This is a genomic window from Bradyrhizobium sp. WU425 (assembly GCF_021052305.1).
In the GTDB taxonomy this organism is placed as follows: Bacteria; Pseudomonadota; Alphaproteobacteria; order Rhizobiales; family Xanthobacteraceae; genus Bradyrhizobium; species Bradyrhizobium canariense_D.
The window spans coordinates 2,535,781-2,558,967 of the sequence record NZ_CP088089.1; the positions used below are offsets into that span (position 1 = coordinate 2,535,781).

The 23,187-nt window shown below is 63.2% G+C and carries 22 protein-coding genes; 9 read left to right on the plus strand and 13 right to left on the minus strand.

The annotated features are described in order from the left end of the window. The first annotated feature begins 22 nt into the window (after positions 1 to 22). The 4 genes from BcanWU425_RS12020 to BcanWU425_RS12035 are packed head-to-tail and all read left to right on the plus strand — an operon-like array spanning position 23 to position 3,289. The gene (locus BcanWU425_RS12020; protein ID WP_018460418.1) at positions 23 to 922 is read left to right on the plus strand and encodes a branched-chain amino acid ABC transporter permease; all 900 of its coding nucleotides are present in this window, start codon (positions 23 to 25) and stop codon (positions 920 to 922) included. Continuing rightward, a complete protein-coding gene (locus BcanWU425_RS12025; RefSeq protein WP_204511986.1) occupies positions 922 to 1,878 on the plus strand; it encodes a branched-chain amino acid ABC transporter permease in 957 nt (318 codons plus the stop codon). The genes BcanWU425_RS12020 and BcanWU425_RS12025 overlap by 1 nt, the downstream gene beginning before the upstream one ends. Further along, the gene (locus tag BcanWU425_RS12030; RefSeq protein WP_204511985.1) at positions 1,878 to 2,621 is read left to right on the plus strand and encodes an ABC transporter ATP-binding protein; all 744 of its coding nucleotides are present in this window, start codon (positions 1,878 to 1,880) and stop codon (positions 2,619 to 2,621) included. The genes BcanWU425_RS12025 and BcanWU425_RS12030 overlap by 1 nt, the downstream gene beginning before the upstream one ends. After that, positions 2,618 to 3,289: an ABC transporter ATP-binding protein gene (locus BcanWU425_RS12035; protein ID WP_018460415.1), complete on the plus strand. Its 672-nt coding sequence runs from the start codon at positions 2,618 to 2,620 to the stop codon at positions 3,287 to 3,289. The genes BcanWU425_RS12030 and BcanWU425_RS12035 overlap by 4 nt, the downstream gene beginning before the upstream one ends. Before the next feature lie 51 nt (positions 3,290 to 3,340). Here BcanWU425_RS12035 and BcanWU425_RS12040 read toward each other — a convergent pair whose 3' ends face one another. Continuing rightward, entirely contained in the window at positions 3,341 to 3,817 is a 477-nt protein-coding gene (locus BcanWU425_RS12040; RefSeq protein ID WP_231190480.1) for a hypothetical protein, read from the minus strand. Between the two features lie 1,189 nt (positions 3,818 to 5,006). After that, positions 5,007 to 6,413, minus strand: coding sequence for a DHA2 family efflux MFS transporter permease subunit (locus BcanWU425_RS12045; protein ID WP_204511984.1), 1,407 nt, complete (start codon positions 6,411 to 6,413; stop codon positions 5,007 to 5,009). Positions 6,414 to 6,610: 197 nt separating this feature from the next. Between BcanWU425_RS12045 and BcanWU425_RS12050 the strand changes: the two genes are divergently transcribed. The 5 genes from BcanWU425_RS12050 to BcanWU425_RS12070 all read left to right on the plus strand — a co-directional run bounded on the left by BcanWU425_RS12050 (position 6,611) and on the right by BcanWU425_RS12070 (position 11,301). Then, entirely contained in the window at positions 6,611 to 6,919 is a 309-nt protein-coding gene (locus tag BcanWU425_RS12050; RefSeq protein ID WP_204511983.1) for a hypothetical protein, read from the plus strand. A 20-nt stretch (positions 6,920 to 6,939) separates the two neighbouring features. After that, positions 6,940 to 7,827: a sigma-70 family RNA polymerase sigma factor gene (locus BcanWU425_RS12055; RefSeq protein ID WP_018460410.1), complete on the plus strand. Its 888-nt coding sequence runs from the start codon at positions 6,940 to 6,942 to the stop codon at positions 7,825 to 7,827. Positions 7,828 to 8,798: 971 nt separating this feature from the next. Beyond that, on the plus strand, positions 8,799 to 8,993 hold the full coding sequence (locus BcanWU425_RS12060; RefSeq protein WP_018460409.1) for a hypothetical protein: 195 nt from the start codon (positions 8,799 to 8,801) through the stop codon (positions 8,991 to 8,993). 22 nt (positions 8,994 to 9,015) lie between these two features. Next, complete coding sequence (locus BcanWU425_RS12065) at positions 9,016 to 9,417, plus strand: hypothetical protein (protein ID WP_377791641.1); 402 nt, start codon at positions 9,016 to 9,018, stop codon at positions 9,415 to 9,417. A gap of 57 nt (positions 9,418 to 9,474) precedes the next feature. Then, complete coding sequence (locus BcanWU425_RS12070) at positions 9,475 to 11,301, plus strand: SDR family oxidoreductase (protein WP_204511982.1); 1,827 nt, start codon at positions 9,475 to 9,477, stop codon at positions 11,299 to 11,301. Here BcanWU425_RS12070 and BcanWU425_RS12075 read toward each other — a convergent pair. The 11 genes from BcanWU425_RS12075 to coxB all read right to left on the minus strand — a co-directional run bounded on the left by BcanWU425_RS12075 (position 11,261) and on the right by coxB (position 23,106). Beyond that, positions 11,261 to 13,639: a glucose/quinate/shikimate family membrane-bound PQQ-dependent dehydrogenase gene (locus tag BcanWU425_RS12075; protein WP_204511981.1), complete on the minus strand. Its 2,379-nt coding sequence runs from the start codon at positions 13,637 to 13,639 to the stop codon at positions 11,261 to 11,263. The two genes, BcanWU425_RS12070 and BcanWU425_RS12075, sit on opposite strands and share 41 nt — an antisense overlap. A 26-nt stretch (positions 13,640 to 13,665) precedes the next feature. Continuing rightward, positions 13,666 to 14,034, minus strand: coding sequence for a c-type cytochrome (locus BcanWU425_RS12080; protein WP_018460405.1), 369 nt, complete (start codon positions 14,032 to 14,034; stop codon positions 13,666 to 13,668). A 16-nt stretch (positions 14,035 to 14,050) separates the two neighbouring features. After that, complete coding sequence (locus BcanWU425_RS12085; RefSeq protein ID WP_204511980.1) at positions 14,051 to 14,686, minus strand: c-type cytochrome; 636 nt, start codon at positions 14,684 to 14,686, stop codon at positions 14,051 to 14,053. Further along, entirely contained in the window at positions 14,686 to 15,525 is an 840-nt protein-coding gene (locus BcanWU425_RS12090; protein WP_085348952.1) for a substrate-binding domain-containing protein, read from the minus strand. Before BcanWU425_RS12090 ends, BcanWU425_RS12085 begins: the two co-directional genes overlap by 1 nt. After that, positions 15,509 to 17,365, minus strand: coding sequence for a PQQ-dependent dehydrogenase, methanol/ethanol family (locus tag BcanWU425_RS12095; protein WP_204511979.1), 1,857 nt, complete (start codon positions 17,363 to 17,365; stop codon positions 15,509 to 15,511). Before BcanWU425_RS12095 ends, BcanWU425_RS12090 begins: the two co-directional genes overlap by 17 nt. Positions 17,366 to 17,476: 111 nt before the next feature. Further along, a complete protein-coding gene (locus tag BcanWU425_RS12100) occupies positions 17,477 to 18,268 on the minus strand; it encodes a GlcG/HbpS family heme-binding protein (protein ID WP_204511978.1) in 792 nt (263 codons plus the stop codon). A gap of 72 nt (positions 18,269 to 18,340) precedes the next feature. Then, entirely contained in the window at positions 18,341 to 19,264 is a 924-nt protein-coding gene (locus tag BcanWU425_RS12105; RefSeq protein WP_204511977.1) for a cytochrome c oxidase assembly protein, read from the minus strand. Next, entirely contained in the window at positions 19,252 to 19,605 is a 354-nt protein-coding gene (locus BcanWU425_RS12110; RefSeq protein ID WP_204511976.1) for a hypothetical protein, read from the minus strand. The genes BcanWU425_RS12105 and BcanWU425_RS12110 overlap by 13 nt, the downstream gene beginning before the upstream one ends. Beyond that, positions 19,602 to 20,201: a cytochrome c oxidase subunit 3 gene (locus BcanWU425_RS12115; RefSeq protein ID WP_204511975.1), complete on the minus strand. Its 600-nt coding sequence runs from the start codon at positions 20,199 to 20,201 to the stop codon at positions 19,602 to 19,604. Before BcanWU425_RS12115 ends, BcanWU425_RS12110 begins: the two co-directional genes overlap by 4 nt. Then, on the minus strand, positions 20,198 to 22,111 hold the full coding sequence (gene ctaD, locus BcanWU425_RS12120) for a cytochrome c oxidase subunit I (RefSeq protein WP_204511974.1): 1,914 nt from the start codon (positions 22,109 to 22,111) through the stop codon (positions 20,198 to 20,200). Before ctaD ends, BcanWU425_RS12115 begins: the two co-directional genes overlap by 4 nt. Then, the gene (gene coxB / locus BcanWU425_RS12125) at positions 22,108 to 23,106 is read right to left on the minus strand and encodes a cytochrome c oxidase subunit II (protein WP_231190484.1); all 999 of its coding nucleotides are present in this window, start codon (positions 23,104 to 23,106) and stop codon (positions 22,108 to 22,110) included. Before coxB ends, ctaD begins: the two co-directional genes overlap by 4 nt. Positions 23,107 to 23,187 lie beyond the last annotated feature (81 nt).

Here is a 23,187-nt window from a genome sequence, read left to right on the forward strand (position 1 = left end):
GACGGCTTTCCTGAAGGTCTCCATGAATTCGACTCTCGCCATATTGGCCGTCCTTGACGGGATCAGTTACGCCGCCTTGGTGTTCCTGGTTTCCGTCGGGCTGAGCCTGATTTTCGGTGTGCTTCGCGTGGTGAATGTCGCGCACGGGTCGCTTTATGCCTTTGGCGCCTATCTCGCCGCGACGTTGAGCCTCGTGATTGCGCAGGTGTCGCCGTGGCTTACCTATCCCGCATTGCTGGTTGCCTCCATCGTCATAGGGTTTGTGTGCGGCGGTTTCATCGAGCGCTTCCTGTTGCGGCCGCTTTACGGACGAGACGACGTGTTGCAGCTCCTGATCACCTTCGCGGCCTTCATGATCATGGACAATCTGCAGCGTCTGATCTGGGGCGTGCAGCCCATCTTCGCTGCTGAGCCCTTGAAGCTGTTGCCGAACATCAGCGTATTCGGCGTGAACTATACGTCCTACCAGGTCGTCCTGCTTCCAGGCGTGGCAGTCGCGACGCTGTTCGGACTGCGTTACTTCTTGCGGAAAACTCTTGCGGGAGCCGTGATTCTAGCAGTAACCGAGGATCGGGAGGCGTCAACCGCCATCGGCATCGACGCCCAACGCGTCTACTCTATTACGTTCATCATCGGGGCGAGCCTGGCGGCGCTCGGCGGCGCGCTTGCTTCGCCGACCACGTCGCTGGTGCCCGGCATGGGCGCGGACATGATCGTGCTCTCGTTCGCGGTGGCAGCCACTGCGGGTCTGGGGCAGATCGAGGGCACCGCCCTTACGGCCCTTATGATCGGTTTGACGCGCGCCTTCGTCATCTATCTGCAGCCGGAGTTCGAAGTTCTCGTACCCTATCTGCTGATGGTACTGGTGCTTCTGGTGCGTCCGTTCGGACTGTTCGGTACGGTGCAGATGAGAAAAATCTGATGGCGGGCCGTATCAAGCCGATCACGGCAGTCGCAATCATCTTGTTTCTGGCCAGCGCGGTACTGCCGCTCTTCGTCGCGAGCTGGGCGACGTTATTCGCGCTCATCCTCGCCAAGGGCATCGTGGTGCTCGGCATCGTCCTGTTGCTGCAGGCGGGACAAGTATCGTTCGGACACGCGATGTTCTTCGCCACCGGCGCCTATACCGCGGCGTTCTGGGGCAAGTACATCGGCGGCGGCGATATCCTGATCTTTCTCGCGCTGGGAGGCATAACCTCTACCGTTTTTGGCCTGATCGTCGGCCTGTTCGTGATTCGCTACAGGGAAATTTTCTTTGGAATGCTGAACCTGGCATTCTCCATGGTCTTGTGGTCGCTGCTCGAGAAAATGTTCCACTACACTAACGGCGCGGACGGCATCCGGGTCGCCCGTCCTGGCTTGTTTGGATTTTCGTTCACGCCGGAGACGTTCCAATACGTTATTCTCTACGTGAGCCTTTTGGTCGCGATTGCTGCCTTCTACGGCGTGCAACGCTATCTCGACAGCCCGCTCGGTCACATGTTGCGGGCAATGAAATCTAACGAAACCAGGCTCGAATATCTTGGCATGTCGGCGCGGCGCGTGCTGCTCATCGGCTACGTGTTCTCCGCATTTCTCGGCGGCATAGGCGGCACTCTGGTATCGATCATTCAGCAGATCGCGACCCCCGAATTCGGCTTCTGGACCAAGTCCGGCGAGTTCGTGTTCATCGCGATCCTCGGTGGCAGCGCCCATGCTTTCGGTGCGTTTGCAGGCGCGGCGATGTTCGAATGCGTACGGTTCTATGCCGCGGCGCATCTGGCGGATTCTTGGCAGCTCATTCTCGGCGTCGTGCTGGTCGTCATCATTCTTTACGCGCCGAACGGCCTTATCGGCCTCCGCCAGCGCTACGGTCAATCCGGGCGGGGAGGGCATTAATGGCCAACGTCCTGCTTTCTGCCAAGAACATCAAGATCCGGTTCGGCGGCGTCATCGCCGCCGATGGCATCGACCTCGACGTCCTGGAAGGCGAAAACCTTGCCATCATCGGGCCGAACGGGGCCGGCAAGACGACGTTCCTCAACATCTCGACCGGTTATCTTCGGCCGCAAGCCGGCACCGTTATCTTTCTCGGCCACGACATCACCGCGCAGCTGCCACGTACGATCACCAGGCTCGGCATTGCCCGCGCCTTCCAGATACCACAGCTGTTCCTCGACCAGACCGTGATGGAGAACATGTTGATCGCGGCCGCCTCCCTGCGAGGCCGTCCGTCTGGTTTCCAGGCTCTTTCTCTCATGCCGGAAGTGCCGGAAATGAAGCGGCTGCTGGATCTCGTCGGTGTCAAATCGTATGCGGAACGAACGGCGCGCGAACTGCCCGAAGGGCAACGCAAGCTGGTCGATATTGCACTCGCGCTCGCGCTGAAGCCAAAGCTCCTCCTGATGGATGAGCCGACTTCGGGCGTCGCGTCATCAGAGAAACTCACCATCATGGACATTCTAACCACGGCGCTGGCAAAGGAGAAAGTCACCTCGGTCTTCGTCGAGCACGACATGGATATGGTGGAGCGCTATGCCAACCGCGTCGCCGTGTGGAATGTCGGCAAGATCCAGATGGTTGGGACGCCGGCTGAGGTTCTGGCGGACCCGAAGGTCCGGGAACAGGTGATCGGGATATGACACCGATGCTGAGTTTCGAGAATGTCAACGTCGCGATTGCTGACGCGCCTGTGTTGCGAAATGTGAGTTTCTCGCTGCTGCCGGGTGTGAGCGCAGCGCTTATCGGGCGAAACGGCGCCGGCAAGACCACGACCGTGCGCACTATCATGGGCTTCACAAAAGCGAGCGGCACCGTTCGTCTGGGCGGCGAAGATCTTGGAGCGATCGCGCCGCATCGCCGGCCGTCGCTGGGTCTTGGCTACGCGCCTGAGGACCGGCGTCTGTTTTCCGCCTTCACCGTCGAAGAAAATATTTTGCTTCCCGGTCGTGTCGCCAAGCTGAATCCGGACGAGACGCGGCGGCGGCTAGAGCGAGCGTATTCGGTGCTGCCGGAACTCAAAGAGCTTGCCAAACGTCCGGCGGGATCGGTCTCGGGCGGCCAAGGCAAGATGGTGGCGCTTGGGAGGGCGCTTATGCTTGGTACCCGGCTGCTTATCCTGGATGAGCCATTTCAGGGTCTCGCGCCTGTGTTAGCGCAGCGATATGCGGAAGCACTCCGGCGGCTTCGTTTGCAGGATAAGGACATTACGCTGCTGATCACCGAGTCGAATCCAAAGCTGCTCGAAACCTTTGCCGACGTGACGCTCACCATTGAAAGAGGTGAGATCGAGGCCCGCCAAGCTAATTGAAGACGCGGTGGAGGAGCCGCCGGCCTAAGCAGACCTCGGCGGTTTACCGATTCAGCGTCCGCTCTGCCACGTGATCGTGGCACTCTGTTTCGACCGTTCCTCGTAATCGTCGCGATTCAGATCGTCCGTCGTTGGATTTCGGGCACGTCGGCTTAGTGCAGGTGTTTTAGTTTGTCCGCAGGGGCTGGCCGTCACATAGTCGCGGCCCGCTTCAGCCGCCCAGTTGAACAACCCCGAGGCGGCCTTGCGCATATGACGTGCGTTGCTGACGGAGGGCTTGCCGAACTTGCCCGCGACGATGTCATTCGAGAGTGTCGCGATGTCATGCTTCGTTACCCGGCGCTGACGCACCATGAATTCATGGAAATGGTCGAGATTATCCGCGCTCTCGGCAATTCGTATCGCCTGGCTGCACTGGAGCCAGGAAGCGGCTTTCTCTACGGACGCTTCACCTTCAATTTCTGCCGGGTCGTTGTGTCGTGTGTCGCGCGGTAGGCGGCACTTCGGTGGCGCCCGGGTGTCGAGCATCTACGGCAGCGACCGTTTGCTGTGCGTGCCCATTATGGTTCAACCCGTGCAGACCATCGTGCGAGGCCCATGAACTGCCTCACGCGAAGGATCGGATCAGATATCGCAGGTCTGGTTGGTGTGGGGAAAGACGGTAGCACCTTAGTGACTCGAACCCCCGACAGATCACCGCATAATCTAATACGCTTACCCTCGCAGGCCTCGGCTGCTCCGCCGCAAGTCCAAGATCCCACTGACGCGCCGAGCGCCGTTATCCCTCGCCGCCGCCGCAACGAAACGCAACGAATTGGGTGAAACTAGCGTGAACAAAACGGGACGGAAGCACCTGCCGATGAGAGAAAGATCAACAACTTAGAAGATGTTCACTGCGTTCGGGACGCAGGGGTCGCAGGTACAGAAGGCGCCGCCGAGCAATTTACATTTCGTCTGTAACCTGTTGATTTCGATAGTGCTGTTGTGACGGCGTTTTATAGCTAAGTAGCTGAAAGTTCTTGTGAAAGATGAGACTCTTAATCTGCGGGTCCCAGGTTCGAGCCCTGGTGCGCCCACCAAGCATAAGCCCTCTTCTTCAAGAACTGACGAGAAGGGTCGCTGAGAACAAAACGGGTCTCGCGCGACGTTTTGTTGTCGGAGGTTTTGCGGTCGGATTGCTGCGCGACTTTCCTTTATTTCTGCCCCGTCGCCGCAGGGGACCGTTGCTGCAAAATCGGTTGGTATCGTCACAGGATGCTGCCCAACGGGCTAGATGACCCCGTCTTTGCGCATTCGTTCCAGCTCGGGCTCCTAGAGCCCGAGAAGATCACCGAGTATCTCTCGGTTTCGTGCCTCGATAGCTTCGCCAACCAGAGAATTTCTCCAAGGCGTCGCGGCCCCGTGCGCATTCGCTTGTTCGCCGGGGCAGGTGATCGGGGAGCGACGTCAAGGCGCTGCCGGGGGGCGTCGCCGCGGTCGATGTCGACGCGGCCACAGGGCCAACCGGGATCGTTACCCGCGAAGAGCTCCAGTGCGAGTCCGATCGCGCAGCCGGCATCGTCCGCAAGGCCGGGCCGCGCCCTGACAGTGCCTTGGGCGCGGCGGCGGACGTGGTCGAAACTGCAACCGGTATTCTGCCGGCTAGCCGATCATTGAAGGCCAGCACTTGGTCGCGAAGCGATCATCTCGCCTCCGGCTTTGATGACGGCTGTCAGTGTCACGCATCCTGCGGCGCGGCTGCTCCAGCGGTCCGCCGCCGTGCCGGCAGGAAACACCCGGCAATCGCGCCGCCCAGCGACAGCGTTGCGGCAAGGCTCATCGCCGCGGCGAATCCGCTCTCGAAATGAGCGGCCGAATCGACCCCGCCATGCGCCGAGAAGTTCGCCACCAGCGCGGCGACGCCGAACATGCCGCCGAGGAAGCGTCCCATGTTGAAGATGCCGGACGCCTTGCCCATTTCGGCCACCGCGACCGAGCTCAGGATGGCGTTCTGTGCTGCCGGCATCGCCATCGAGACGCCGACGCCGGCCAGCACCAGCGGCGCGACCAGGGCGGAGTAGGTAACCGCAGAGCTCACGAGCTCCGCGATCCACCCAAGTCCGATCGCCTGCATCAGCAATCCCGTCACCACTAGCGGCCGCTCGCCGAACCTGTTGACGACCGCGCCGGCGATCGGGGCGGTGACGAACAGCGTCGCGGTCCAGGGCAGCAGGCGAAGTCCGGCGCCGAAGGCGTCGAAGCCCAGCGCGGTCTGGAGGAACTGCGGCAGCAGGAACAAGACGCCGTACATCGCGGCGTAGAACAGCACGCTGGCGGACATGCCGGAGGCAAGCGCCCGCGATGCAAACAGCCGCATCGGCACCATTGGCGCGGTCGCGCGCAATTCCCAGAGAACGAAGCCGGCTGTGAACACCAGGCCTGCCATCAGCGCGGCCATGATTTCGGCGCTCGCCCAACCCACGGCGTTGCCGCGCAACAGACTCCACACCCACGCCAGCGCCGCAAGCGCGACAAGCGCCAGTCCGGGGATGTCCAATGCGGCGGCCGGGCCGAAGCTTTCGCGCAAGCGTGCCAGTACCAGGGCGATCGCGATCAGGCCGATCGGCAGGTTGATCCAGAACACCCAGCGCCAGCCGAAATGTTCGGTAATGAAGCCGCCGATGGTGGGGCCGATGATCAGCGCGCAGCCGGTGATGCTGGCGAAAATGCCGAGCGCGCGGGCGCGCTCCTCGCGGCCGAACGTGCCGCTCAGGATCGCCATTGCCAGCGGCATCACCAGCGCGGCGCCGGCGCCCTGCAGCGCGCGGGCGGCGATCAGAGCGGTGGCATTGCCTGCGAGCGCACAGGCCGCCGATGCAACGACGAACATGGCGAGCCCGGCCGCGAACATCCGGCGGCGACCGAAGCGGTCGCCGAGTGCGGCGCCGGTCAGGAGCAGCACGGCAAAGGTCAGATTGAAGGCGTTGACGGTCCATTGCAGCGTCTCGACCGGGCTGCCGAATTCGGCGCGGATGGTCGCGAATGCTGTCGTGATGATCATGGCATCGAGCGCCATCATGAAGGATGCCAGCGCGGTGACGCCGAGCACCCAGTTCTGCGCGGCGCGATTGATCGGGGTCTGCATCGCCCTGTCTCCGTGTGTCGCGCCAGCCTGTCGCGGCGCGTTCTGCGGGCTAGACGAGGGCTGAGCGGCAAAGGATGCGCCCAATAATAATTTGTTCCGGGCCGCATCCTTCGCCTGCCGGCAAACGTCCTAGGGGTGATGCGGCCATTTGCCCGATTTTGAGCGAACCAGGTCGCGACATCAGCAAGGAGCGCGCGATGAGAAGGACGTTGATCAGGTACAAGGCCAGGCCGGAGCTGGCCGATCGGAATGCCGAGCTGGTTTCGGCCGTATTTGCCGAATTGAAGGCGGCCGGCCCGGACGGCGTGCGCTACCTGACGCTACGGCTGGAGGACGACACCTTCATCCATCTTGTCGAGGCCGCGGCCGAAAACGGCTCGAGCCCGATTCCGAAACTCAAGGCATTTCAGACGTTCCAGGACGGCATCCGCGACCGCTGCACGGAGCCGCCGCTGGTTCGTGATGTGAGGATCGTCGGCAACTATCGTATGCTGGACGAGTCCTGAACAAGCGAAGCGGAGGAGCAATGGCGCCAGACCCGCTGGCCACCATCGATACCGAGGCCCTGCTGGCGCGGATGCGGCCGAAACTGCATCGCTACTGCGCCCGCATGGTCGGCTCGGTCATCGACGGTGAGGATGTGTTGCAGGATGCGCTGATCAAGGCGATGGAAGCGCTGCAATCGGTCACGCCCGTCAATACGGAGGGCTGGCTGTTTCGCATCGCGCACAACACCGCGCTGGATTTCCTGCGTCGCCGCAACCGGCAGGAGGCGCTGCACTCGGCTGAGGAGGTGGAGATGATTGCCGACCAGCTCGATGATGTGGAAAGCCGCCAGATCGCCGCGACCAGCCTTCGCACCTTCATGCGGCTGCCGGTGGCGCAGCGCTCCAGCGTGATCCTGATGGACGTGCTCGGCTGCTCGCTTGCCGAGGTCTGCGACATCATGGATTTCAGCCTGCCGGCGGTGAAGGCCGCGCTGCATCGCGGACGCACGCAGCTGCGGGAGTTCGCCGGAGAGCCCGACGATGTGCCGCAGCCGGGCCTGTCGGAAGCAGATCGCACGCGACTCAACGCCTATGTCGGCCATTTCAATGCCCGCGACTTCGACGCGATCCGCGCCATGATCGCCGACGACGTCAGGCTCGAGCTCGTCAACCGTACCAGGCTGAAAGGCAAGGCCGAGGTGTCGAACTATTTCGGCAATTATTCGAAGAACAGCGACTGGCACCTGGTGACGGGGCAGGTCGAGGGACGTCCCGCGATCCTCGTGTTCGATCCGAATAAGCCGGCCGGGCGGGCGAAATATTTCATGCTTCTCGACTGGTCCGCCGGCAAGCTCGCCACCATCAGGGATTTTCGTCACGCAGCCTATGTTATTGATGGTGCGGAGTGCGTGGTGGATAGAGGGTGAACTCGCCTTCTCCATCGGAGCAGGCGCGTCGCTTGACTAGAGGGCCGTGGCAGGTTGAATGGGAGGACTGCCCGTCGGGCAAAACACCCGCCATCCCGTCAACCCCTCTCCACAAATATATCCCGCTTTACCGAAATTCGGAAACGGCGTATATGTTGGCCATCCCGGCTCATCCTTGAGGGGCGATCTTGTGGTCGTCATGTTCGCGAGCCGGGCTTGCGGTGGACGCGGTAGCGTTCGGGTGCGAGAGGCCAAGGGCAGGGCGGATTGCTCTCCGTGAGCCCAAGGCTGCGTTCCGACGAGCGGCGCTGCTAGGCTTCGTCTCGTCTGTAAGTTTCCGGCTCGGTCGACAGGGCTGGGAAAACTGCGGCGAAATGGCGGGCCGTGCGTACGGCAAAACCGTGTGGTCCTGGCCGTCGTTGCTACGGTCAAGCTCTTGCGGATGCGGCATCTGCGTCAACCGGCGCGGTGCCGGTGACTTTCGCAGGGGTGAGGGAGGCCAGCAGGAACTCGGCTCCCGGGAGAGCACGGCATAAGCCGTCCAACCATCGCGCAGGGAAGGCCGAGTGATTGGCTACACCTGTATGCTGCTGTGCGGTTTTCCTGCGTGTGCTTTTCGCGCAGCGGACCGCGGGTGCCAGCCGGCACCCGGCCTTCCCTGCGCCCTCTTGGACAAGAGGGTGAAGCGACGAAGCAAAGCTCGGGCGGAATCAGCCGCGAGAATGCGAAGCTCCAGGAGGACGAGGACCGCGAAAACGACAATCTCCATGGCATGCGAACGATTGGCCGACGACGGAGGTTCCCCGATTTCACGAGCAATGCCGAGCAGGAGTCCGCAAGGTCGCGCACAGCAGGCCCAAGACATCGCCAAGCTGGCAGTGGCCAGGCAGCGAAATTTTAAGATCATTAACAATGTTGAATCCCTGGCCGGAGCGATTGCCCTACCGTGAACCTTTCCGCCGGGGCTTTCCATGATCGATACCGCGACCAAGGCGTTGTTGCGCACCGTTCTGGACGAGGTGTGTGAAGCTGTTCCACGCTGTGAGATCGGCGCCAGGACTCGCGTAGCCTCGAAGCTTCTGGAGACTGCAAGCAGGGGCGACATCTCTGCGGATCGTCTCAAACTAGCGGCCCGCAATGCCCTTTCAGAAGTCCCGACGATGTGATGATGGTCATGTGGGGGCAGGGGTGAATTTCCACGTGACGGTCCTCAAGATCCTGGTGAGCTACCCGGATGGGTTCGCCGCCATGGAGGATCTCAAGCGGGATATGGCCATTCTGGCGACCAGCGGTCGCGACTGGACCGAGCGCACCCGGCGGCTCGCCGGGCGGGTGCCGGGGCTGGACATCTTTTCGCAAGGGCTGATCGACCGGACAAATGGCGGGTGGCGCATCACGGCCAAGGGCCGCGCCGTGCTCGGTCTGATGGAAGCTCGTCCGGACCAAGCGCCGATTGCCACCCAACAACCTCCCTCAGAACCAGAGCTTGGCCCGGCGGTCTCGCGGCACATTCCGGCGGAGAGGATCCGAGGACGACTCGCCGCGCGCCGTCGCCGACGCAATGCCCGCATGCAGGCTCGGGCGTCCTAGCGAGGAACGAGCGTCGCTCCCGAAGCTTGAGCAAACGCCTTGTGATGGAAGACGCTCATGCAAAGTTCCGACGCCACCTTGTCGACGGCCCGTTTGTCGCGAGCGACGGACGATATCTGGGTCGTGGACGATGCCCCGATCAGCGCTGCCGGTCTGAAACTTCCGGTGCGCATGACCGTCATTCGGCTCTCGAACGGCGATCTCGTGCTGCATTCGCCGGTGAGATATTCGCCGGCTCTCCGTGGTGAGCTGGAGCGGCTAGGGACCATAAGGTACTTGCTCGCGCCGAATATCGCGCACTGGATGTTCCTGTCCGACTGGCAGAGAGAGCTGCCACAGGCGACGACTTTCGCGGCGCGCGGCCTTTCGGCGCGTCGGCAAGTTCGAGCAGCACGGATCCACATCGACCGCGAGCTTGGAGAGGCGACGCCTGCGGAATGGAGGGCCGACCTCGAAGCCGTCTCGGTGAACGCGCCGATGTTCTCCGAGATCGAGCTGTTCGACAAGCGCAGCCGGACACTGATCCTGACGGATCTGGTGCAAAATCTCGATCCCAATGATCTCAGCGCGTCAAACGAGGCCGCGGCAAACCTCCTCGGCATTTCCAAGCCAAACGGAACGGCGCCGGTCTATCTGCGACTGCTGCTGCGCCTCGGCGGCCGTTCCGTGCGGTCGGCAGCCGAGCGGCTCATACGGCTGTCGCCGGAGCGGGTGATCTTCGCGCATGGCGACTGGTTCGAAGCGGACGGAACCGAGCGTCTCCGGCGATCCCTGCACTGGCTGCTTCCGGCGGGCGACTCCGGATCCGAGCCGCGGCAAATGACTGGCACGCGCGTCGTCATAACCGGTGCCTCGAGCGGAATCGGGCGTGCTGCGGCGCTGGCCTTCGCCGGAAAGGGCGCAAGCGTGGTCCTGGCGGCACGCCGTGCCGAAGTCCTGACGAACCTCTCCGCGGAATGCGAGGCGCTCGGAGGCCGCGCATTGGCAATCCCGACCGATGTCACCGATGCCGAGGCGGTGCAGCGGCTGGCCCGAGAGGCGGAAGACGCGCTCGGTGGCATCGACGTCTGGATCAACAACGCCGGCACCGGCGTTTTCGGGGCCTATCAGGACGCGGATATCGCACTTCATCGCCGAACGATCGAGGTCAATCTCCTCGGCACGATGCATGGCGCTTTCGCGGTGCTTCCGATCTTCCTGCGCCAGAACCGCGGTATCTTGATCAACAACATCTCGCTCGGCGGCTGGGCTCCGACGCCTTTTGCTGCGGCCTACGCAGCGAGCAAATTCGGCCTTCGGGGCTTCACCGCGAGCCTGCGTCAGGAGCTCAGGGCTCATCGCAACATCCATGTCTGCGGCGTCTTCCCGGCCATGGTCGACACGCCGGGCTTCGTCCACGGCGCCAACATGTCCGGCCGGACGCTCGATCCCGGTCCGCTGCTGTATCAGGCGGAGGACGTTGCCGAGACGTTCGTGAGCCTCGTCCGCGCACCCCAAGATGAGGTCGCCGTGGGCTGGCCGGCGCGTGCCGGCCAAATTGCCTACGCGATGGCTCCGCAGATTACCGAGAACATCCTGGGGGTTGCCTTCCGCTACCTGCTGTCGCGCGCGCGCCCGGCGAAGAGCAGCGAGGGCACCATGATCGAAGCTGGTCCGCAGGGCACGTCAATCGATGGCGGTTGGCTGTCACGCAAGCAGCTCCCACCTGCCGGGGTCATCAGTCAGGGGCTCGCGGCGCTGGGACTAGCTGCGGGCGTGGCTCTCCTGGCTTCAGCAGTTGCGCGTCGCGCTGGCAGATCGGGACAAGGCGTCGCCAAGCACAAGCATGTCCTGCCGAGGCAGATCACGGCAGCGCGTAGGCCCGCACGTAATCGCCGAGTTTAGTTCCGAACGAGCCGTGGCCGCCATCGACCGTGACGACATATTGCTTGCCGTTGGCCTCATAGGTCATCGGCGTCGACTGGCCGCCGGCAGGAAGGCGGTCCTGCCAAAGCCGTCTGCCATCGCGAACGTCGAACGCGCGGATGTAGTCATCCATCGTTCCCGTGATGAAGACGACGCCGCCCGCGGTGACGATCGGACCGCCCAGCATGGGAACGCCGAGCTTGAATGGCAGCGGCAGCGGGGCCTGATCGCGGATCGTGCCGATGCGATGCTGCCAGACCACCTTGTGCGACTTGAGATCGATCGCGGCGATGTTGCCCCATGGCGGGGCAAGGCAGGGGATGCCGAGCGGTGAGAGGAAAATGCCGAGGTCGACGCCATAGGGGGCGCCGTACATCGGCTGCACGCCGAGCTCGGTTCCCGGCGGATGCGCCGCGTTCGGCGCTGCCGGATTGTCTTTCCCGCGCGGCACGAGACGCGAGACGAAGGGAATCGATTGAGGGTTCGCGATCGCGATCTGGCGTTGCGGATCGACGGCAATGCCGCCCCATTCGAACATGCCGAAGTCTCCTGGAAACACCAGCGTGCCTTGCTCAGACGGCGGCGTGAACGGCCCCTCATAGCGCAGGCGCTTGAACTTGATCCGGCAGGCGAGTTGGTCGAACATCGTGCTGCCCCACATCTGCGCGTCGGTCAGCATGCCGGGCGGGCGAAAGCTCAACTCCGAGAAGGGCTGGGTCGGCGACAGCCGGTCTCCCTTCGCGGCGCCCTGCGGCACCGGATTCTCCGGTGCGGGCACCAGCTGACGCCCGTCGCGGCGGTCGAGCACGAAGATGTCGCCGGTCTTTGCCGGGATGTAGATCGCAGGCGTCACGCCGCCGTTAAGGCGCAAATCGACCAGACTGGGCTGCGACGGCATATCCATGTCCCAGAGATCGTGGTGCACGTTCTGGAACGACCAACGCAGTTTCCCGGTCATGAGATCGAGGGCAATCAATGCCGAATCGTAGCGCTCGTTCTCGGGCGAACGGCCGCCGCCCCAAATATCCGGAGAACTCGAGCCGAGCGGCACATAGACCAGTCCGAGCTTCTCGTCGACCGCGGAAATGCTCCACGAATTGGGTGAGCCGGCCGTGAAATGATGCGAGGCCGAGGGCATCTCGTTCGGATCGGAATTGCCGGCATCGAATGCCCAGATCAGCCGTCCTGAATAGATGTCGAAGCCGCGGATCACGCCCGACGGCACGCGATCGGAATAGTTGTCGATCACCGCTCCGCCGACGATCAGCAACTTGTCCGTGACGACGGGCGGCGAGGTGCCCTCGTAGAAGCCGAGTGTCTGGATCTCGCTGCCCTGCTTGAGATCGATCTGTCCCTGATTGCCAAAATCCTGGCAAGGCACGCCGCTCTGCGCATCGAGCGCGAACATCCGTCCGTCGTTGGTCGGTATGAAAATGCGCCCCGCACAATCGCTCGGGGCCGGCGTGCCGTCGGCAGTTATCGCGCCGGGTTTGGTCGCGTGATAGGACACGCCGCGGCAGGTCATGTGCTGGAAGGCCTTGTTGTGCTGCACCTGCGGATCGAACTTCCAGCGCAGTTTTCCGGTCGCGGCTTCGAGCGCGAACACGATCTGGTGCGGCGAGCAGGTGTAGAGCAGATCGCCCACCTTGAGCGGCGTCGCCTGGTTGGTGATCTCGTCGGGATCGTCCGGGCCCTTGTGATCGCCGGTGCGGAATTCCCAGGCGAGCTTGAGGTCCTTGACGTTGTCCTTGGTGATCTGGCTCAGCGACGAGAAGCGCGTACCGAAGCCGCTGCCGCCGTAGGCCGTCCAGTTCTGGCCGGCAGCGGGCTGCTCCGGTTCGGGAGACGCAATGGCCCCCGTTGTTTCGCCCTCAGGTATCGTGCCGGCAAGATCGCGGCGATCGCTCGTCAGGGACATGCCGACGACGATGGCTGCGGCGACCAACACAAGGCCAAGCGCCCATCGCGCCGCGCGCAAGCGAGGCCCCAGGCGGGAGGCAATGAAGGGCAGTATCAGCCACAGGCCAAGCGGCACGAGCACGTCGCCGCGCGGCGCCAGAGACCAGAAATCGAAGCCCGTTTCCCAGATCGCCCAGGCCATCGTTCCCGCCAGCAGCGCGGCATAGATCCAGAGCGCCTCGGCACGACGGCGCGCGAGCAGCCAACTCGTGAGCAGAAGCATGACGCCCGCGATCAGATAGTAGACGGAGCCACCGAGGGCCGCGAGCCAGGCACCGCCCGCGAGGAGGCCCAGTCCCATGATGGCGACGAGCACAATGGTGATGGCCAGCAATGGCGCGTCACGGAGCCAATTCATTGAACGATGCATGGGAGGCATGATGGTCACTTCAGCGTATAGAGAAACGCCGCGATGTCCCGCGCGTCCTTCTGCGGGATGCCCATTCTCGGCATGGCATTGCCCGGCAACGCCCGCTGTGGATCCTCGATCCAATCAGCCATGTTGTCCGGCGAGTTCTGGATGTAGCCGGCGATGTAGGTCCGCGTGCCGATCCGATGCAAGGGTGGGCCGACATTGCCTTCGGCGCCGGCAATGCCGGGAATATCGTGACAGCCGCCGCAGTGATACTGCTTGACGAGGTCGGCGCCACGACGCGCGTCGCCGGTGAAGTTGTCCGGGCCCGCAGCCTTGCAGGCGGCGCCTGTGGTAGCCAGCAGCGCGGTGACTAGCAATCTCGTGATCGGATTTGCCATCGCTGCTTCCCGGCGATCAGGGCTTCTGGCCGAAATTGAAAGACTTGGTGGCAGACCAGGGATCGGTCGTCGAGACCTGCTCGCTCGGGACTTGCTCGACTTCGGGCGAAGGCAGATTCGCGGAAAAGGTTCGGCCCCATTGGTGGCTCGGCTCGTTGCTGATCTTGCCGATATAGGTGACGAGATCCCAGATCACGCTGTCGGGCAGCACGCCGCCCCAGGCCGGCATTCCATTCGGCCGCCCCTGGTAGATCGAGAGAAAAATGTTCTCTGGCTGCGAGCCGTAAGTAAAGTTGTTGTTGCTCAGTGCCGGACCCATGCCGCCGCCGCCATTTGGCGCGTGGCAGCCGACGCAGTTGAAGTTGACGTAGTAGGTCATCCCGCGCTGCTCCGCATTGGGATCGCCCTGCACGGGGTTCTTGATCTGCGGCGGGTCCGGCTGCGCGCCGGGATGGAGGTGACTGACCGGGACCTGCATGAAGACGCCGGGCCTGCCATTGCCGACGCTGCCACCGAAGTTCGGGCGCGGAGACAGCGTCGGCATCTGCGCCTCCTGCGACTGCGGCAAAGTCTGCTGGGCCAGCCCCGCGCCATTCGGCAGGACCGCCAGCAGTAGTGATAGGGCGCTTGCGCGCAGCACTGGAGCAGACATCACTCATGTCCTCCCGATACCATAGCCGGTTGGTCCACCAGCGGAACGCCGTAACTGAGCAGCAGCGAAGTGATCTCGGACCGGTGCTCGTCGATGAATGCATTCAGTCGGTCGCGCAAGGCGTCGTCGCCTTTGCGCACGCCCATCGCGATGGCGAACTGGAACTGCTGAGGTGCAAAGCGCTCGTAATCCCGGATCGGCATGACCGTCAGGGGGACGAGAGAGCGCTGGGCGAAATATCCGCCGAGCGGACCCCAGGCTGCGGCGACATCGAGGCTGCCGCTTTCGACGGCTTCGATCAGGCGCGCCGGGGGATTGGCCTCGCGATAATCTCCGTAGATCGAGTAGCCGCGGACGTTGTCGACGATGCCCTGTTCGCCGAGCGCCTGCGCCGGCGGGGGATTGTTGCCGTCATCGCCGATCAGATGCACGCCGATTGCGAGGTGATGCAAGCGTGGGTCGAGCAGGGACGAAAGCTCGAGGTGCTGGTCCTGCCGCGTGACGAACACGTAGCTCGAGCGATAATACGGCTTCGTCGTCTCGACGAGATCATAGCCGGACGGCACGCCCATGACGACGTCGCATTTGCCGGCTTTCAGCGTGTTACGGATGAAGCCGCGGCGCTGCGCCCACCAGGTGTAGGAGACCTGCAGGCCGAAATGCTCGGCCACCATGGCCGCGAGCCTGTTCTCGAATCCTGCTTCGGCGCTGTTCGAGAAAGGCAGATTGTTGGGATCGGCACAGACGCGAAGCTCGCGATCCGACGCTGCCGCCGCCGTGGTTGCAAGCCCGACCAGAAAACCAAGAGCGATGCCGGGATAACTATTTCGAAGGCGCATGGCTGGTGTCCTCACCATTCGCGCCGCCGAGTTTGAACACCAGCAGCTCACTCCCGCCCGCGGTGTAGAACGGCAAATCCTGGGTCGCACCGACAAAACCGAGCGCGCCGTTGCGCACCCGCGGATCGACCTCGGCGTTGGCCACCACACCCGGCCAGCCGCCGACGCCCGACAGGATCGCGATGTATTGCTGTCCGTCGGAGCCGCGATAGGAGATCGGCTGGCCAATGAATCCGGAGCCGGCGCGGAATTGCCAGAGGACATGCCCGTCCTTGGCATCCACGGCCTTGAACAGCCGATCCATGGTGCCGTAGAACGCGACGTCGCCTGCCGTAACCAGCGCGCCGCTCCAGACCGGCAGCTTCTCGTGGATCTCCCAGACCTTCTTGCGCGCGACGGGATCCCACGCCATGAATTCGCCGCGGTGGCCGCCGGGGCCTGCATACATGTCGACATCGGCGCCCACATAAGGTGTGCCTGCGATATAGCCGACCTGCGATGCCTTGAAGTTCATGCAAAGATGCTGATGCGGCACGTAGAGCAGCTTGGTGCGGGGCGACCAGGCGGTTGGCTGCCAGTCCTTGGCGCCCGGCGCGGCCGGGCAGATGTTCTCGACGGTCTTGCCGGCGAGCGGCGTCTTCTCCTCGTTGGGGATGATCTTGCCGGTCTTGAGATCGACGCCGTTATAGGCATTGACGAATTCAAACGCGTCCGCCGAGATGACTTCGCCGGTCGCCCGATCCATCACGTACATATAGCCGTTGCGGCCCGGGTGGATCAGCACCTTGCGCGGCTGTCCATTCAGTTCGAGATCGACGAGCACATTCTCGTTGATCTCGTCGTGGTCGAACAGGTCGTGCGGGTTGATCTGGTAAGCCCATTTGGCGCGGCCGGTGTCCGGGTCGCGGGCAAAGATTGTGGTGCTCCAGAGATTGTCGCCGCTGCGCTGGTTGGCGTTCCATGGGCTCGGATTGGCTGTGCCGTAGTAGATCAGATTGAGTTCGGCATCGTAGGAGATCCATCCCCACATCGTGCCGCCGCCGACCTGCCAGCGGTCGGCCGGCCACGTCTTCACGCCGAGATCCTTGCCCTTGAGACTGTCGTAGAACGGCTTGAAGTCGTCGCCGATCAGCACGTCCTTGTCCGGGCCCGTGGCGTAGGCGCGCCACGCAATGGCCCCGGTGTTTTCATCGAGCGCGGTGACCCAGCCGCGCACGCCCATCTCGCCGCCGCTGTTGCCGACGAGCACCTTGCCCTTGACCACGACGGGAGCCATCGTGATGGTCTCGCCCTTGTTGATCTCCCCGAGCTTCGTATGCCACAGCTCCTTGCCGGTCTTGGCGTCGATCGCGACCGTGTGGTTATCAAGCGTGTTGAGGAAGACCTTGCCGTTGTCGAAGGCGAGTCCGCGATTGACCACGTCGCAGCAGGCAACGCCCGCGGCTGCCGGTTCAGGCTTTGGCGCGTAGGACCATTTCAATTCACCGCTCGTGGCATCGAGTGCGAACACACGGTTGGGGTAGGGGCCAGCATAAGGGCCGACCACATACATGGTGCCATCGACCACGAGCGGCGCCGCCTCCTGGCCGCGATCGGCACCGACCGAGAACGTCCATGCAAGCTGGAGGCGCGATGCATTGGACGTGTTGATCTGATCAAGGTTGCTATAGCGGGTGTTGGCGTAATCGCGCGCCGCCATCGGCCATTGGCCTGGATCTTTCATGCGGCTGGCAAGATCGGTCTGTGCCGAGGCGGACGACAGCAACGCGCAGGACGCGCAAAGGGCACAAAGGAAGCCTGGAAGTCGGCCCAGCAAACGCGTGAGACCACGCACTAACATATGTAAAGATCTCCACGGCAGTGACGAGGCCGTGCGCCGTTGCAGGCCGGTTTACGAACCTACAAACGTTCCGACTTCGCTTGGTTCCAAAGAGGTGTGACCGACGACGAGCTATCTCACGACGTTGCCGGACACGCCGGCGCCGAGGTCAACTGCGATCTGATCTTCCTTGCCGTTACACTTGGGGTGGCCAAATCCAGACGGACTTTTGCCGTCGGGTCCGATGTCATAGATGATTGCGTCTTTCATGTTGGGGCTGACGCCGGCCGGCACGCGGTCGAGCCCGAGCTGGTGACGCACGCGCCAGGCCACGTTGTGATCGGCGCAGGAGCTGTCGCCGCTGACGCCCAGCGCGCCCGTGATGCCGTTGCCGTCATAGAGCGCCAGCCCTCCCCCGAACACGATCGTGCCGCCGATCGGCTTGCCCACCATTGGATCGCTGGCCGTGCCGAAGCTGTCCGGAGATCCGGCGTACAAGGCTTCCGGGAACGGCGGGTTGCCGAGTGCCGCGCCGAATAGGAACCCGCCGGGCTGCGCCCCGGCATAGAGATTGGCCGTCGCCATCGCCTTGTCCTTTAGGCTGAACGCATTCGCCGTATTGGCCTTCTCGGCCGCGATGGCCCGGCTGCCGAGCCACTGGTCGTCGACCTTGCCGCCGCTATAGGCAACTGCGCAGACGATGCCCTGCCGATTGACGACGGCAGCCCACTCGTTGTTGTCGAGACCTCCGTTGCTTGGGCCGCCGCCCGGCTTGACACTCTTCTTGAGGATATCGGCGAGCTTGTCATGATCGACCGGGCACGACATCCCTGGCTGGGGTTGGTCCTGCGCGTTCAAGACTGCAGGCGTCAAGAGTGCTGCGGTGAAGATAGCCGTTGCCGCCCTGACGGATCGTTTTTCCATGTGGCCTCCGTGGAGTGTCGCAGTCGGCAGGCGAACGTTCGAAGAGAAGTTGCGGTTCCTATGCAGCGTCGCTCAGCCCGGATGTTGAAGGAGCGGCAGGCGGGAATGGCCGCCGTTCGCAGTCAGCCACCGGTGAGCAAAAAACAACGCAGCCCCCGTGTAGAGTATGCCCATGGGCACCCACATCAGGATGCCGGCGAGTTGCTGGTCCTCGAGTGCCGAGAGGCCGAATTCCCCGGCGAGGGCGCCCTGGCCTGGGATCCACAGCCGCGGCGACACGGTCAGCAGAGCTCCGAGCACGCCGGAATGCAAAATGGTGATGAACAGGCACGCGACAGCGATGCCGTCGCGAATTCGAGTGCTACGGCCCTGACCGCGGCCATGCAGCAGCACCCACCAGAACAACAGCGCAGTCGCGAAGAAGCTGATGTGCTGGAGACGATGGATCGCCGTGTTCTCGAGCGCCCACGCATATAAAGGCGGTGCATGCCAGACCCAGAGCGCTGCGCCGTGCAGGATGGTCGCGCTCATGGGGTGGCCTACAAACCGCCACGGCCATGCCAGGATCGGCCAATTGAGCACGCGACCTGCGGCCGGGCGCAGCCGGGCTGGCAGGCTCCACAGCAGCGGGCCATTGATCCGGGCGAACGCCATCAGCGGTGCCGCGACCACCATCAGCAGTTCGTGCTCGACCATGTGCGCGGTGAACAGACGCTCGCCGAGCCAGTGCAGCGGCGAGGTCACGGCAAGTGCGGCCACCAGCCATCCGGTCCAGAACGCGGCCACCTGGCGGAAGCTGACGCCACGGCCGCCACCCGCATGATGCCAGAGCCGCTGCGTTCCGACATAGAAGCCGATACCGACGGCATAGAGCGGAGCCATGAGCCAGGGATCGTAGCTCCACAGCGAACCGGAATCGACCTCCGATAGTCCGTGCGCATCGGCCGGCGCCGCGAGCAGCGCGAGCAGCAGTGCTGCAAAGCTCAGCGCAGGCATGGGCTGATCATGAGCGAGGCGGCGAACTGGTTCGCAATCACCAGCGAAAACAGCACGCCGGAGCCGACGCCGAGCCAGGCCATGAACGTTCGTGGTCCGCCACCCCGCGCATCGGCCCATTCAGCCCCCGCGCCGCGCCGAACGGCGCGGGCTGAAATGACAGTGCCTGCGAGAGCGACGATAGCGAGAGCCGCACTCATGATCGCGCCGCTGATCCTGGTCTGTTCGCAGGAGAAGTGCGCGAGCACATAGACGCCCTGCAAGTTGATGGCCCACGCGATGGGCCCGAGCGCAACGCCGGCCCAGTAAAGTAGTCTGGAATGTCCGTCGGCTGCGGTCATAGGCGTGGCACCCAATCGAGCAAGACATAGAGCGGCAGCCAGGCGAGCACGACGAAGTTCCAGTAGAACACGTTGTCGGTCACGTCGCTGAACCGGCGCGGTTGCGCATGGCGCGTGAACATCAACACCGCCAGCACGACCGTGTCGCCGACATCGGTGGCAAGGTGGGTCGTGTGCAGCCCCAGAATGAGCCATACGATCGAGCCGTAGGCTGAATTGTCCCAGCGGGTGTTGAGATGCGCGAACTCGAAGCCGCGCAGCACCAGCAGGGCGATCCCGATCAGGGCCATCACGACGAGGCCGGTCCGCACCTTCGCGAGATCCTGGCGGTGCGCGGCGCGGTTGGTGATCTCGTTCGGGATGATGCTCAGCAGATAGACCACGACTTCGGCTGTGCCTGGCCAGAGATCGGGCGGCGAGGCGCCAATCGGCCAAGTTGGGTTGACGGCGTAGAGATAGAGATAGGCACCGATGGCAATGGCAAAGCCCATGCCCTCCAGCGCCATGAAGCCCATGGCGCCCCACCACGGTCCGCTGCGCGGGCCATAGCCGTAAGTCGGCAGTTCAGCGACATTGCGGACGATAGTCTGTCTCACTCCTCGTCCTCCTTGCTGCCGCTCGGCCAGAACCAGCCGATCAACGTCACGGCCATCGGTGGTGTGCCCCAGAGCACGGCCCAGGGCGTGAAGATCGAGCCGATGAAGAACACTGTCGTCGCGATAGCTGTGAGCAGCGGCCAGATGCTGGGTTCGGGCGAAGCCTCCCGGATCTGCGGCTCAGCTTCCGCGAGCGAGGTCAGCAGGACCTCGCGCCGCTCGGCGCTCAGACCCGCGACCACGGGCAGGCTCTCGCTATCGGCCCACAGCGGATCGCGGTGCTTGACCACCGGAATGCGGTCGAAGTTCTGCGGCGGGGGCGGCGATGACGTCGCCCATTCCAGCGTCGAGGCATCCCAGGGATTGTCGCCTGCGAGCTCGCCCTTGCGCAGGCTGTAGATCACATTGACGAGAAGCAACGCGAAGCTGAGCGCGAAAATGAGAGCACCACCGCTGGACACGAGATTCAGGTGCGCCCAGTCCATGTCGGCGGTGTAGGTGTAGACCCGGCGCGGCATTCCGATCAGCCCGAGGATGTGCATCGGGAAGAAGGCGACGTTGAAGCCGACGAAGGCGAGCCAGAAATTCCAGCGCCCGAGTCGCTCGCTGAGCATGCGGCCGGCGATCTTGGGAAACCAGTAGTAGACCGCGCCGACCAGCGGGAACACAGCGCCGCCGATCAGGACATAATGGAAGTGGGCGACGACGAAATAGGTGTCGTGCACCTGGGTGTCGATCGGGACCGAGGCGACCATGACGCCGGACAGCCCGCCGAGCACGAAGATCACGATGAAGCCGATCACGAACAACAGCGGGGTCCGGTAGACCGGACGCCCGTCCCAGAGCGTTGCCAGCCAGCAGAAGATCTGCAGCCCGCTCGGCACCGCGATCAGCATGCTGGAGGCCGTGAACAGGGCCGCGCCGAGTTGGGGCAGGCCCGTGACGAACATGTGGTGGACCCAGAGACCGAACGACAGGAAGCCGGTCGCGATCAACGAGAGGATCACCACGGGATAGCCGATCACCGGCCGTCGGGCGAACGTCGCGAGGATCGCCGAGACCATTCCCGTGCCCGGGATGAAGATGATGTAGACCTCGGGATGGCCGAAGAACCAGAACAGATGCTGCCAGAGCAGGGGATGTCCGCCCGAGGAGGAATCATAGAAGCGCGTGTTGACGAGGCGATCCAGAATCAGTGACGTCGATGCGACCATGATCGAAGGCATCGCGAACATTACAAGGAAGCTCGTCACCAGCATGGCCCAGACGAATAGGGGAATGCGGTCGAGCGTCATGCCGGGCGCGCGGAGCTTGAACACAGTCACGACGATTTCCACGGAGACGGCGAGCGCCGCGACCTCGGTGAAGGTGATCATTTGCGCCCAGACATCCGGGCGCTTTGTCGGCGTAAATTGCAGCGAGGAGAGCGGGACATAGGCAAACCAGCCAACGTCCGGGCCGACATTCAGCGCAAAGGAAATCCAGAGAAAGCAGCCGCCGAACAGAAACATCCAATAGCTGAAGGCGTTCAGTCGCGGAAAGGCGATGTTCCGCGTGCCGACCATCAACGGCACGAGATAAACGGCGAACGCCTCCATCACGGGCACGGCGAACAGGAACATCATCGTCGAGCCATGCATGGTGAAAACCTGATTGTACTTGTCGGCCGAGAGAAACGTCTTCTCCGGCCCGGCCAGCTGAATGCGCATCAGGACCGCGAGGAGGCCGCCGAGGAGCAGGAATACGAACGCCGTGATGATGTAACGGCGGCCGACCACCTTGTGGTCGACCGACATCAGCGCGCCCATCCAGCCGGACGGCGTGCGCCACACTTTCTCCAGCTGTGTGGAAAGTCGAAGGCCGTTCAGGACGTCGTCCCGCAACTCATTTGGTTCAGCGGCGATGCTCACTTGAGCTGCTCCAGATAATGAATGATGGCGATCATTTCATCCGATTGCAGCGGCATCCTCGGCATCAGATTGCCGGGCTTGATGTGCTGGGGATCGGCGATCCAGGCGCCGAGCGTGGCCGAATTATTCGGCAACGTTCCCGCCGCGATCGTGGTGCGGCTGCCGATATGCGTGAGGTCCGGACCCAGCTGCCCGCCGGCCATCGTACCGCTGATGTTGTGACACAGTGCGCAGCCGCGCGCCCGGAACAGAGCCTCGCCCTGCTTGCCGAGTTGATCGGTAGGGCTGTTCGCGCTCTGGTTTTCATGGTCGCGCCAGCGGCCGAACTCGTCGGGCGGCAGCGCGATCACGGCGAATGCCATATGGGCGTGCTGAAGCCCGCAAAACTCGGCGCATTGTCCACGATAGACGCCGGCATTCTTTGCCGTGAATTGCAGCTCGTTCTTCTGACCGGGAATCAAGTCCATCTTGCCGGTCAGGCTGGGCACCCAGAAGCTGTGGATGACGTCGGCGGATTCCAGCTCGACCTTCACCGGTTGGCCGGTCGGGATCCGGATCTCGTTCGCCGTCACGAAACTCTGGTGCGGACTGTCGGCTTCATAGCGAACCTCCCACCACCATTGATGTCCGATGATCTTGAGCGTGTGGGCTTTCTCGTTCTTGGCAAAGACGGTGTGCTGACCGGCATAGCTGACCAGGGAGAGACCGAGCACGACGGCGGTGGTCGCAATCCCAAGCGCGAGGATGACGCGCCCGGAGCGTTCCTCGAAGGCTTGGTGAAGGTCAAGCGGCCGATCAGCCGAACGTTTTCGCCGCATCATTCCGATGCAGAGCGCGATCACGACGGCGGTCCAGACGACCGCCGACACAGCGAGGAAGATGAACAGCGTGTGCAAGATCTGGCCGGATTGCAGCCCTTGCGGATCGAGCGCCGATTGCCGGCCCGCACACGCCGTGAGCGGCCAGATCGTGCACAACACCAGAACCCTTCGCACCCAGACCTGCATTGACGCCTTGTCGCACTCCGCTTCACAGGCGGAACCGGGCAGGCCTACAAAGGTTCCTATCCGCTAATC